Origin of the sequence: Vibrio vulnificus NBRC 15645 = ATCC 27562, assembly GCF_002224265.1 — a bacterium.
GTDB lineage: Bacteria > Pseudomonadota > Gammaproteobacteria > Enterobacterales > Vibrionaceae > Vibrio > Vibrio vulnificus.
Genome location: NZ_CP012881.1, coordinates 2,454,278 through 2,465,406 on the forward strand (window position 1 = coordinate 2,454,278; position 11,129 = coordinate 2,465,406).

Genomic DNA, 11,129 nt, shown 5'->3' on the forward strand with positions numbered 1-11,129 from the left:
ATAATGATCCGAATTGAGTCCAAGGATATTACATGAAAGTACTAATTATGCGTCACGGTGAAGCGGAACATTTCGCCGACAGTGATGCGCAACGAGCCTTAACCACTCGTGGTCGTCTAGAATCGGAGACCGTAGCGAAAGCGTGTGCCGAACATGGCATCACACATTTTGATAAGGTTCTTGTTAGCCCTTACCTACGAGCGCAACAAACTTGGCAAGAAATCAGTGGTTATTTTCAAGCCGACGCAGTGGAAACCTGTGAAGACATCACCCCTTATGGGCAGTCTGAGCAAGTTTATGATTACTTGTGCGCGCTGATTGAAGTTGAGCAACCAGAGCAGATTCTGCTGGTTTCACACCTTCCTTTGGTAGGGTATTTGACAGCGGAGTTTGTCAAAGACATGTCTGCGCCGATGTTCCCGACATCCGGCATGGTGTGTGTGGAGTTTGAACCGAGCCAGCATCGTGGCGAAATCCGTTTTAGTTTAAGACCGTAGCTAGAGCCTAATAGTGGTTAGAGCGCAATAACGAAAAGAAGGACGCTGCAGGAGAGAGTCACCTGCAGACGTGTGAGCGGTTTTATTTCTCAGGGATTGAGAGCAGAACAAGCAGGGCGCCATCTCCGCCAAATTCAAGTGGTGCTTGGTGGAAGGCCAGCACATCAGGATGCTGCGCGAGCCACAGTGGCGTTTTTTGCTTGAGAATGTGCTTCCCGATACCGTGTTGCACGCAAGCACAATGCACTTCATTTTTCACACAGTACGCGATCATTGCGCCAAGTTCACGCTTCGCTTCTTGTTGTGTCATCCCGTGCATATCAAGAAACACATCGGGGACATACACCCCGCGTCGCAGGCGTTTGACTTCATAGGTGGACACGTCGTCACGTGCGTAACGGGTCGGCCCTTCTTCGCTTAAAAGAGGCACAAACTCGTCTGAGAAATAGAATTCAGAGTCACTGGCTTCACGGCTAATACGCTTGATTTCTTTTTGTTTAGTATTTCTGTTTGGTTGCTGGACTATGGTATCCTGAGGCAACTTTTTTATGCCCTGTACTGCTTCCCGGAATAATGAGAAATCGTCGTCAAGGTCGTTGTCTTTGTTACTCATGGGTTTAACACTAAATATTTACATCATTGGCAGTATTGTAGCGCTTTTCGGAGGCAATTTTGGATAAGATTTTTGTAGAAGAGGCAGTTTCTGAGCTTCATTCTCTTCAAGATATGATTCGTTGGACAGTGAGCCGCTTTAATGCCGCCAATTTGTTTTACGGTCACGGCACTGATAATGCTTGGGATGAAGCGGTTCAGCTAATCCTTCCTACGCTCTATTTACCGATTGATGTGCCTCCGCATGTATTGAACTCACGTTTGACCAGTAGCGAGCGTTTGCGCGTTGTTGAGCGTGTGGTTAAGCGTATCAATGAACGTACGCCAACCGCTTACCTGACCAACAAAGCTTGGTTCTGTGGCTTAGAGTTCTTCGTTGACGAGCGCGTACTTGTGCCACGTTCACCAATTGGTGAACTTATCCAAGCGCAATTTGAACCATGGTTAATCGAAGAGCCAGTACGCATTATGGATCTGTGTACGGGCAGTGGCTGTATTGCAATTGCCTGTGCTCATGCTTTCCCTGAAGCTGAAGTGGATGCCATTGATATCTCGGTGGATGCACTTGCAGTAGCCGAGCAAAACATTCAAGACCACGGCATGGAGCAACAAGTTTTCCCTATTCGTTCCGATTTATTCCGTGATTTGCCAAAAGAGCAATACAACATCATCGTGACCAATCCACCATACGTGGATGAAGAAGACATGAATAGCCTACCAACGGAGTTCACTCATGAGCCTGCCTTGGGCCTTGCTGCTGGAACTGATGGTCTTAAACTCGTGCGTCGTATTTTGGCGAATGCACCGGATTACCTAACAGAGAAAGGTATTTTGGTCTGTGAGGTGGGCAACTCAATGGTACACATGATGGAGCAATATCCACATATTCCATTCACTTGGCTTGAGTTTGAAAATGGCGGCCACGGCGTCTTCTTGCTCACGCGCGAGCAGTTGTTGGCGTGTGCTGAGGATTTCCGTCTATACAAAGACTAAGCATTAACCCCTTTGCTGACACTTTTTGAGAAAACGCCCGCTTTAATGATTTAAGCGGGCGTTTTTTTTCGAGATGACCGAAAAAGACAAAATTGATCGTTTTAGGGGTTTACATCAAAACACAATAGCGCCACTATGAAATCACGAAGAATTGAAATGTATAGCCTGGTTTACAGCGCTAACAATATTTGAGGTAGTAATGGCAGGAAACAGTATCGGACAACATTTCCGAGTAACCACGTTCGGAGAAAGTCACGGTATCGCACTGGGATGTATTGTGGATGGATGTCCTCCAGGGCTTGAAATTAGTGAAGCAGATCTGCAGACCGATCTGGATCGCCGACGCCCAGGTACATCACGTTACACCACCCAACGCCGCGAGCCGGATGAAGTGAAAATTCTTTCAGGGGTGTTTGAAGGGAAAACAACAGGCACATCGATTGGTTTGTTGATTGAAAATACCGACCAGCGCTCGAAAGATTACTCAGACATCAAAGATAAATTTCGTCCGGGTCATGCTGATTACACTTATCACCAAAAATATGGGATTCGTGATTACCGCGGTGGTGGTCGTTCTTCGGCGCGCGAAACCGCCATGCGAGTGGCTGCTGGAGCGATTGCGAAGAAATACCTCAAGCAAGCATTTGGTGTTGAGATCCGCGCTTATCTTTCGCAAATGGGTGATGTCGCGATTGATAAAGTGGACTGGAACGAAATTGAGAACAACCCATTCTTCTGCCCTGACGTCGACAAAGTTGAGGCTTTTGATCAACTGATCCGAGACTTGAAAAAAGAAGGCGACTCGATCGGTGCCAAGATTCAAGTGGTGGCGACGAATGTTCCTGTTGGTTTAGGTGAGCCCGTGTTTGACCGTCTTGATGCGGATATTGCTCATGCTTTGATGAGCATTAATGCGGTGAAAGGTGTGGAGATTGGTGATGGCTTTGATGTCGTGAGCCAAAAAGGCAGTCAGCACCGCGACACGCTTTCTCCTCAGGGTTTTGGCAGCAACCATGCTGGTGGTATCTTAGGTGGTATCTCAACCGGACAAGACATCGTTGCCAATATTGCGTTAAAACCAACCTCAAGCATCACAGTGCCGGGAGACACCATCAATGTGGATGGAGAATCGACACAGCTCATTACTAAAGGTCGTCATGATCCTTGTGTTGGTATTCGCGCAGTGCCCATCGCTGAAGCCATGTTGGCGATTGTGGTAATGGACCACTTACTGCGTCATCGTGGACAAAATCATGGCGTCAGCACGCAAACGCCAAAAATCTAGTTATCTAGTTTAAAGCTATTGAAATATAAACAAAAAGGGTGGCCATCTTGGTCACCCTTTTGATATGGATTGATAGGAGATTTTGTCTCTTAATGCACGGCTTCTTCAGAGTCCAAATGGAATGACGGTAAGCGCCATTTAAATCGGACTGCCGCCATGCGCAGTACATAACCCACCACGAGTGTGACGATAGTGGCCGTGACGTCTGGGATTTCAAATGCCAACAATGTCAGGTAAAGACCCGATGCCAAAAGCGCAATGGATGCGTAAAGTTCTTCATGCAATACCAATGGTGTTTGACGACAGATGAGGTCGCGCAGTAAACCACCAAAAACACCAGTCACTAGAGCGGAAACCATACAAATGCCCGGATGCAAGCCCATCTGCAACGCAATTTTAGTACCAATAATGCTAAATACGATGAGGCCGAGGGCATCAAGGCGAATAAACAAGCCTTTGAGTTTGATCACCCATTTAGCAAGCCCCGTTGTTAAGATGCCCGCCACACAAGTGATAGCAAGAAACTCAGGATTCTTTACCCAACCAAGCGGGTAGTGCCCTAGTAGGATGTCTCGTACCGTACCGCCGCCAATGGCTGTTGCACTGGCCACCAACATTACACCAAACCAATCCATTTTTCTGCGTCCGGCGCTTAGCGCACCTGTCATGGCTTCTGCCGTGATGCCAATGACATACAAAACACTTAACAACATGTTGAAACGCTCTAGTAACACTTCCTTTGCGTCATATATACAAAGGGTGGAATAACAAATAAGGCGTGAGTTTAGTCACAAATGATTGGGTTGACGAATGAGAAATAGTAGGGGAAAGCGCGCTTTCAAATAAGGTGAGCTAATTCAAATTGCGCTGTGTTTTGGAACAATCGTTTACCTCATTCTAAAAAAGAGCGACAATGCGCAGCGCAAGTCAAAAGAAGTACAGATCGAACCATGAGTCACCATTATCAAGACCTCATCACCATTTTTAATCAGACCTTTTCTGATTCATTCAATACCCAATTGGAGTTGGGTGGCGATGAGCCAATTTATTTACCTGCGGATACCACAGTTCCTTATCATCGAATTATTTTTGCTCGTGGTTTTTATGCCTCTGCATTACACGAAATAGCCCATTGGTGCGTGGCTGGGCCAGAGCGCCGACTCCTTGAAGACTTTGGTTATTGGTATGAACCCGATGGAAGAACGGCTGAGGTGCAAGCTGAGTTTGAAAAAGTTGAAATTCGCCCACAAGCGTACGAATGGATTTTGGCACTCAGCGCAGGCTTTCCTTTTAATGTAAGTTGTGACAACCTACACGGCGATTTCGAGCCTGACCGTTTGGGCTTTATGCAGAAAGTGCATCAGGAAGTTATGTCGATATTTGAGACGGGGTTCCCCCCTCGTGTGCAGATGCTTTCCGATGCATTGCGGAATTTTTATCAAGTAAAGCACTTAGAAGTAGGCGATTTCATCGTTAAGTAACCACGAGATTATCCATGATTATTGAATTTGAAGAAAAACTGTTGGAACTGATTGATGCACGTATTGAAACGGCATCAGAAGATGAACTGTTTGCAGGTGGTTATTTGCGTGGCCATATTTCGCTCTCTGCTGCGTCTTGCGAAGACGATGGCGTAAACGATGTGACGGAACTAAAATCGCGCATTGAGCAGAGTTTAGAGAATGCTCGCTCAGAACTTGCGCCAGCAGATCGCATCATCGTCAGCGACTTGTGGCAAGAGCTCCAAGCGCAAGCTTAACCTCTGTTTCAATAAAAACGCCTCGTCAATACAACGAGGCGTTTTTGTTTGTGCGCATCTTCTACTTACAGCTCGGTAATGGCTTTGCCTTTGCGCAGTTTCCTTACCCACATGCGGCTTGGGTGTAACTCTTCAAGCACGTCAACTGGCAAAGGCAGTGGATCGTTACAGATTTGCGAGGCGAGCAGTTCCGCCATCAGTGGTGCAGAGCTTAAGCCCCGAGAGCCAAGGCCAAGGAGGCAGAATAAGTTCGGAAACTGAGAAATTACCTCAATCTCTTCTGCTTGAGTGTGCGGCAAATCGGCGTATTGACGCTTAATAGCCGAGAAGTCGCCGACATTGCCAACAAACGGCAGATGATCTCGGCTCACACAGCGGACCCCTTGGCGAGATAAATTGCCAGAGGTATCCACTTCTTTTGCCCACGCTTGGTTTGGTACACATTGCGTCAGTTTCTCGGCATTCTCTCGTTGCGCATTGGCATCAAACTCAGTATCCAAATGGCGGCGATCGTAACTTGCGCCAATGCAAAGATGTTGATTGTTTGGGTTGACGGGAGTCATGTAGCCGTCGTAACACAGCACACTTTTTAGCTTAGAAAGCGTCTCAGTAGCCGGGGCATGGCTGACTTGACCTTTGACTTGGCCAAGCGGAATGTCAGCGGTTTGGCTGAAGGTTTGAAACTCATGACCATTTGCAATAACCACAGCGCTATAAGTATCGTGTTGGCCCTGAATATGGACTTGCCATTGCTGTGACCTTTCGTCCCAGATGAGTTGTTCAACACTCTGCTCGAACTTGGCTGTGAAGTTGTCGAGGGTGCCCAATTGTGCAAAGAGGGCTTGGGTTAGCTCTGCAGGGCATAGCCAGCCGCCAAGTGGATAATGAACCGATGCCAGGTCGATCGGCAAACCAATTTTTGCTGCGGTTTCTTCTACGGAGAGCTTTTGAATCAACTCGGGTGCAAAGTTCCCAGCGAGCATCTTGTCCAACTTGTTGGTTGATTTTTCATCCCACATCAACTGGGTCACGCCACACCAGTCATGATCGAAGGTGAGCGCTTGTGCAGCTTGCTCTACAAACTGGCGAGCAAACAAAAACGCGGGGGCAAATACGCGCGAAACGCCATCATGATTGCCATTGAGCAAAGGGTAAACTGCGCCTTGTCGGTTACCCGATGCGCCTTCTGCAGCTTGGGCGTGTTTACAATAGAGGGTCACTTTTTGCCCACGTTGAACCAAGGCTTTTGCGAGGGCTGCGCTAGCAATCCCTCCGCCAATGATGGCAATAGAGTCGAGATGAGATGCAGAGGTGCGATTGAAGTAAGGCGCGTGGCGACTTTGTTGTTGTCTTGTTTCCATGCAGCCTGCGATCATTTCTCGCTTGGTGCCAAAGCCTTTGACTTTTTTCATGGCAAAGCCAGCGTCAATCAAACCTCGTCTTACAAAACCCGCAGAGGTAAACGTCGCCACACGACACTCAGCTCTCGCCAGTTTTGCCATGCCATTGAAAAGATCCTGATTCCACATCTCGGGATTTTTACTTGGGGCAAACCCATCGAGGAACCAAGTGTCGATAATGCCTTCTTCACCGTAAGGCACCGAGGGTAGGCAGTCTTTAATGTCGCCAAGCCACAGATCAAGCGTGACGGCGCCATTGTCCAGCACAATGCGATGACATTCTGGAACGGCAGGTGGATAATGACGATGAAGTTTTTCCGCGAGCTCCGCCAACTCAGGCCAAGCTTGATGCGCTTTGATCAAATCTTGTTTGCTAAGGGGAAACTTTTCAAAGCTGACAAAATGTAACTCTTTGAGTGCTGCGTCAGGGTTTGCACTGCGAAAGTCATTGAACGCTTGCCAAACCGCGAGGAAATTCAATCCTGTGCCAAAACCCGTTTCGCCAATCACAAAACGACGGCGGTCAAATTCTTGCCATCTTTCAGGAATAAGATTTTGTTTAAGAAACACATAGCGCGTTTCTTCTAGGCCGTTCACATTGGAGAAGTAAACGTCATCAAATTGGTCAGAAACCGGTGTGCCGACTTCATTCCAGCCGAGTTCTGCATGGGTAATGGATGTCATAGTAGGATGTAAATCTGTGATGTAGCGCGGTTAGAATAGAGCGATTGTACGAATTTCTGGGAAAGCTGACCACTTTTGTTATGCTTCTTAGTTATTATCTAGCGGATTTTGAATTATAGGAATGTCACATGAAACGAGTCGTAATCACCGGTATGGGTATTGTTTCAAGTATCGGTAACAACGTCGAAGAAGTGCTTGCTTCTCTAAAAGCAGGTAAATCAGGTATCACTTCGTCTGAGCAATTCAAAGAGAAAGGCCTGCGTTCTCAGGTGTGGGGCGATCTGAAAATTACTCCTGCCGATCATATCGATCGCAAACAAATGCGCTTTATGGGCGATGCGGCTGCGTATGCATACCTATCGATGGAACAGGCAATCGCGGATGCGGGCCTGACAGAAGATCAAGTTTCAAACGACCGTACAGGTATCGTTGCGGGTTCTGGTGGTGCGTCATCACTAAACCAAGCGGCGGCAGTCGACACGCTGCGTGAAAAAGGCGTGAAGCGTATCGGTCCTTACATGGTGCCTCGTACCATGTCATCAACCGTTTCTGCGTGTTTGGCAACACCATTTAAAATTCGCGGTGTGAATTACACCATGAGTTCAGCGTGTGCGACTTCAGCACACTGTATTGGTCACGCAGCGGAACTTATTCAACTTGGCAAACAAGATATCGTGTTTGCCGGTGGTGGTGAAGAGCTCGATTGGACATTAACCATGATGTTCGATGCGATGGGCGCACTATCAACCAAATACAATGAGACGCCAGAAAAAGCGTCTCGTACTTACGATGCAGACCGTGATGGTTTTGTTATCTCTGGCGGCGGCGGCATGCTGGTGATCGAAGAGCTTGAGCACGCTTTAGCGCGTGGCGCGAAAATCTACGGTGAGATCGTCGGCTATGGTGCGACATCCGATGGCTACGACATGGTGGCACCATCAGGTGAAGGCGCTGTGCGTTGTATGAAGATGGCGATGCAAGACGTAGAGAAAATCGACTACATCAACACGCATGGTACTTCAACGCCAGTAGGCGATGTGAAAGAATTGGGTGCGATTCAAGAAGTCTTCGCGGGTAACAGCCCAGCCATTTCAGCAACCAAAGCGATGACAGGTCACGCATTGGGTGCAGCTGGTGTTCACGAAGCAATTTACTCAACGCTGATGCTACACCACAACTTTATTGCGCCAAGCATCAATATCGAAAACCTAGACGCTGCGGCTGAAGGCCTTGATATTGTGACTGAAATGCGTGAAGCAGAATTGAATACAGTGATGTCGAACAGCTTTGGTTTCGGTGGTACCAATGCAACTTTGGTGATTAAAAAATACCAAGGTTAATGGCAAAGCTCAGCCGTGTTGCATTGCAGCACGGTCACCAGTTTCCAGAGCTTGATCAGTACCACTGATCGAACAGACGCAGACTCTGTCCCATGGAGAGCGGGACGGGATCCTTTTGTTCTGGAATTTTACCCGGTCTTGTGCCGGGTTTTTTCTTTTTGTTTGTCGGTGAATGTGTTGAGATTTTTATGAAAAAGGGCACAATCACTGCAACTTTCCAATATGGATCTGGGATTTGCCGCAATGAAAATTCTTGTTGATGAAAACATGCCTTACGCCGAGACGCTATTTAGCCAGCTTGGTGAAGTGATTTTGAAGCCAGGCCGCAGTTTGAAGGCTGACGACTTGGTGGATATTGATGCACTGATGATTCGCTCAGTGACGAAAGTGAACGCTGAATTGATCAGCAAAGCCAACAAACTGAAGTTTGTCGGTACCGCGACAGCGGGTATGGATCACGTTGACCAAGCGCTATTGAAAGAAAAGGGCATTTACTTTACTGCGGCTCCAGGTTGCAACAAAGTGGGTGTCGCTGAGTATGTTTTTAGTGTCATGATGGTACTGGCGCAGCAGCAAGGTTTTTCGGTTTTTGAACAAACCGTTGGCATTATTGGTGCTGGGCAAGTTGGCAGTTACTTACAGCAATGTTTGGAAGGCATCGGTATTAAAGTGCTGATCAATGACCCTTTTAAGCAAGAAGAAGGGGACGAGCGAGAGTTCACCTCGCTTGATCGTTTGTTGCAAGAAGCGGATGTTATCACCTTACACACGCCAATCACACGCGACGGTCAATATCCGACACATCACCTGATCAACGAAGACATTCTAAACTCATTGCGTGCGGATCAAATTTTGATTAACGCTGCTCGTGGTCCTGTGGTCGATAATCAAGCGCTTAAGCGACGTCTGCAACAAGCTGACGGCTTTACGGCGGCACTTGATGTGTTTGAATTTGAGCCAGAGGTTGATATGGAGCTACTGCCTCTGTTAGCATTCGCCACCCCTCACGTAGCTGGTTACGGTCTTGAGGGGAAAGCTCGCGGAACCACAATGATCTTCAATAGTTATTGTGAGTTTATCGGTAATGAACTTCGTGCGCATGCCAGCGACCTCTTGCCAACTGCGCCCGTGCCAAAAGTGGTACTGGATCGCAAGTGGGATGAAGCAACGCTCCATACCCTGACGCAATTGGTCTACGATGTGCGTAGAGATGACGCACAATTCCGACGTGAAATCGGTGCGCCAGGTGCATTTGACCTAATGCGCAAAGAGTATTGGGATCGTCGTGAATACAGTGCCGTCACGCTAGTGGGAAGCGCGCAATGTCGTCTAAAACCACTAGCAAAACTAGGTTTTCAAGTTGAGGTAAGTCAATGAGCCAACAATACAATGTTGCCATTTTAGGGGCGACCGGAGCGGTCGGTGAAACCATTCTTGAAGTGCTTCAAGAGCGCAAATTTCCTGTCGGTGAGTTGTACTTGCTAGCCAGTGAGCGCAGTGAAGGTAAGACTTACCGTTTCAACGGTAAAACAATTTACGTGCAAAATGTCGAAGAGTTTGACTGGTCGCAAGCGCACATCGGTCTGTTCTCTGCTGGCGGTGATCTTTCTGCGAAATGGGCGCCTATCGCAGCAGAGACAGGCGTGGTCGTGATCGACAACACATCACATTTCCGTTATGAGTACGATATTCCATTGGTGGTTCCAGAAGTTAACCCAGAAGCCATTGCTGAATTCCGTAACCGCAACATCATTGCCAATCCTAACTGTTCAACCATCCAGATGCTGGTGGCGTTAAAACCAATTTACGATGCCGTGGGTATTGAGCGCATTAACGTTTGTACTTATCAGTCGGTGTCTGGTGCGGGCAAAGCAGGTATTGATGAGCTAGCGGGACAAACCGCGAAACTCTTAAACGGCATTCCGGCGGAAAACAAACAGTTTGCTCAGCAAATTGCATTTAACTGTATTCCACAAATCGACAAATTTATGGATAACGGCTACACCAAAGAAGAGATGAAAATGGTGTGGGAAACGCAGAAAATCTTTAATGATGCGTCGATTACCGTTAACCCTACGTGCGTGCGTGTACCGGTTTTCTATGGTCACGCTGAAGCGGTTCATATCGAAACGGGTTCACCGATTGATGCAGAAGAAGTGGTTCGCCTGCTGGAAGAAACCGAGGGCGTTGAAGTGTTCCATGGCGAAGACTTCCCAACCCAAGTTCGCGATGCGGGTGGCAAAAACCATGTGATGGTAGGTCGCATCCGTAACGACATCAGCCATCATAGTGGCGTGAACTTGTGGGTCGTGGCGGATAACGTGCGTAAAGGTGCCGCAACCAATGCTGTTCAAATCGCAGAAGTGTTGATTCGCGACTACTACTAATCGCAAGAGAATTAGTCAAAGCGTTTAAACTCAAAGCCTCGCCATGTGCGAGGCTTTTTTGTTCGATTGAAGAGCAATTGTGTGAGATTAGTACGAATATCATGTCAGACCCACATTTTTTGGCTTAATTCCTATAGTTTTGCCGTGGTTATCCGATATATTTAACAGATCA

Annotated in this window: 11 protein-coding genes; 8 read left to right on the forward strand and 3 right to left on the reverse strand. The window is 47.6% G+C overall.

Annotated elements, in window-relative coordinates; translation table 11 throughout:
* Positions 1 to 32 precede the first annotated feature (32 nt).
* Positions 33 to 497: a phosphohistidine phosphatase SixA gene (gene sixA, locus AOT11_RS11445; RefSeq protein WP_017420569.1), complete on the forward strand. Its 465-nt coding sequence runs from the start codon at positions 33 to 35 to the stop codon at positions 495 to 497.
* Positions 498 to 579: 82 nt separating this feature from the next.
* Here the strand turns inward: sixA and smrB are convergent, their stop codons facing one another.
* Positions 580 to 1,110: an endonuclease SmrB gene (gene smrB, locus AOT11_RS11450; RefSeq protein WP_011150890.1), complete on the reverse strand. Its 531-nt coding sequence runs from the start codon at positions 1,108 to 1,110 to the stop codon at positions 580 to 582.
* A gap of 59 nt (positions 1,111 to 1,169) precedes the next feature.
* On the opposite strand from smrB, the gene prmB reads away from it, so the two are divergent.
* The gene (prmB, locus tag AOT11_RS11455) at positions 1,170 to 2,102 is read left to right on the forward strand and encodes a 50S ribosomal protein L3 N(5)-glutamine methyltransferase (protein WP_017420568.1); all 933 of its coding nucleotides are present in this window, start codon (positions 1,170 to 1,172) and stop codon (positions 2,100 to 2,102) included.
* 199 nt (positions 2,103 to 2,301) lie between these two features.
* The gene (gene aroC / locus AOT11_RS11460) at positions 2,302 to 3,387 is read left to right on the forward strand and encodes a chorismate synthase (RefSeq protein ID WP_011079880.1); all 1,086 of its coding nucleotides are present in this window, start codon (positions 2,302 to 2,304) and stop codon (positions 3,385 to 3,387) included.
* 89 nt (positions 3,388 to 3,476) lie between these two features.
* Here the strand turns inward: aroC and AOT11_RS11465 are convergent, their stop codons facing one another.
* A complete protein-coding gene (locus AOT11_RS11465) occupies positions 3,477 to 4,100 on the reverse strand; it encodes a trimeric intracellular cation channel family protein (protein ID WP_013571317.1) in 624 nt (207 codons plus the stop codon).
* 237 nt (positions 4,101 to 4,337) lie between these two features.
* Between AOT11_RS11465 and AOT11_RS11470 the strand changes: the two genes are divergently transcribed.
* Together AOT11_RS11470 and AOT11_RS11475 are read left to right on the forward strand one after the other, a co-directional pair.
* Positions 4,338 to 4,868 (forward strand): elongation factor P hydroxylase, encoded by a 531-nt coding sequence (locus AOT11_RS11470; RefSeq protein WP_026050308.1) that lies wholly within the window; start codon positions 4,338 to 4,340, stop codon positions 4,866 to 4,868.
* A gap of 14 nt (positions 4,869 to 4,882) precedes the next feature.
* A complete protein-coding gene (locus AOT11_RS11475; protein ID WP_011150887.1) occupies positions 4,883 to 5,146 on the forward strand; it encodes a YfcL family protein in 264 nt (87 codons plus the stop codon).
* 65 nt (positions 5,147 to 5,211) lie between these two features.
* Here the strand turns inward: AOT11_RS11475 and mnmC are convergent, their stop codons facing one another.
* Entirely contained in the window at positions 5,212 to 7,230 is a 2,019-nt protein-coding gene (gene mnmC / locus AOT11_RS11480) for a bifunctional tRNA (5-methylaminomethyl-2-thiouridine)(34)-methyltransferase MnmC2/FAD-dependent 5-carboxymethylaminomethyl-2-thiouridine(34) oxidoreductase MnmC1 (RefSeq protein ID WP_017420566.1), read from the reverse strand.
* 128 nt (positions 7,231 to 7,358) lie between these two features.
* Here mnmC and fabB point away from each other — a divergent pair, with 128 nt between their 5' ends.
* From fabB to AOT11_RS11495, 3 genes are all read left to right on the forward strand, one after another.
* Positions 7,359 to 8,570 carry a beta-ketoacyl-ACP synthase I gene (gene fabB, locus AOT11_RS11485; RefSeq protein ID WP_011079885.1) on the forward strand — a complete coding sequence of 404 codons (1,212 nt, stop codon included), beginning with the start codon at positions 7,359 to 7,361 and terminating at the stop codon, positions 8,568 to 8,570.
* A 243-nt stretch (positions 8,571 to 8,813) separates the two neighbouring features.
* Positions 8,814 to 9,947, forward strand: coding sequence for a 4-phosphoerythronate dehydrogenase (locus AOT11_RS11490; RefSeq protein WP_026050309.1), 1,134 nt, complete (start codon positions 8,814 to 8,816; stop codon positions 9,945 to 9,947).
* Complete coding sequence (locus tag AOT11_RS11495; protein ID WP_017420564.1) at positions 9,944 to 10,957, forward strand: aspartate-semialdehyde dehydrogenase; 1,014 nt, start codon at positions 9,944 to 9,946, stop codon at positions 10,955 to 10,957. The genes AOT11_RS11490 and AOT11_RS11495 overlap by 4 nt, the downstream gene beginning before the upstream one ends.
* The last annotated feature ends 172 nt before the right edge of the window (positions 10,958 to 11,129 follow it).

Bases quoted from the DNA above. Each gene is read 5' to 3' on its own strand.
- AOT11_RS11490 (WP_026050309.1), top strand. From the start codon at position 8,814: ATGAAAATTCTTGTTGATGAAAACATGCCTTACGCCGAGACGCTATTT.
- AOT11_RS11475 (WP_011150887.1), top strand. From the start codon at position 4,883: ATGATTATTGAATTTGAAGAAAAACTGTTGGAACTGATTGATGCACGT.
- fabB (WP_011079885.1), top strand. From the start codon at position 7,359: ATGAAACGAGTCGTAATCACCGGTATGGGTATTGTTTCAAGTATCGGT.
- smrB (WP_011150890.1), bottom strand. From the start codon at position 1,110: ATGAGTAACAAAGACAACGACCTTGACGACGATTTCTCATTATTCCGG.
- sixA (WP_017420569.1), top strand. From the start codon at position 33: ATGAAAGTACTAATTATGCGTCACGGTGAAGCGGAACATTTCGCCGAC.
- AOT11_RS11495 (WP_017420564.1), top strand. From the start codon at position 9,944: ATGAGCCAACAATACAATGTTGCCATTTTAGGGGCGACCGGAGCGGTC.
- aroC (WP_011079880.1), top strand. From the start codon at position 2,302: ATGGCAGGAAACAGTATCGGACAACATTTCCGAGTAACCACGTTCGGA.
- mnmC (WP_017420566.1), bottom strand. From the start codon at position 7,230: ATGACATCCATTACCCATGCAGAACTCGGCTGGAATGAAGTCGGCACA.
- AOT11_RS11470 (WP_026050308.1), top strand. From the start codon at position 4,338: ATGAGTCACCATTATCAAGACCTCATCACCATTTTTAATCAGACCTTT.
- AOT11_RS11465 (WP_013571317.1), bottom strand. From the start codon at position 4,100: ATGTTGTTAAGTGTTTTGTATGTCATTGGCATCACGGCAGAAGCCATG.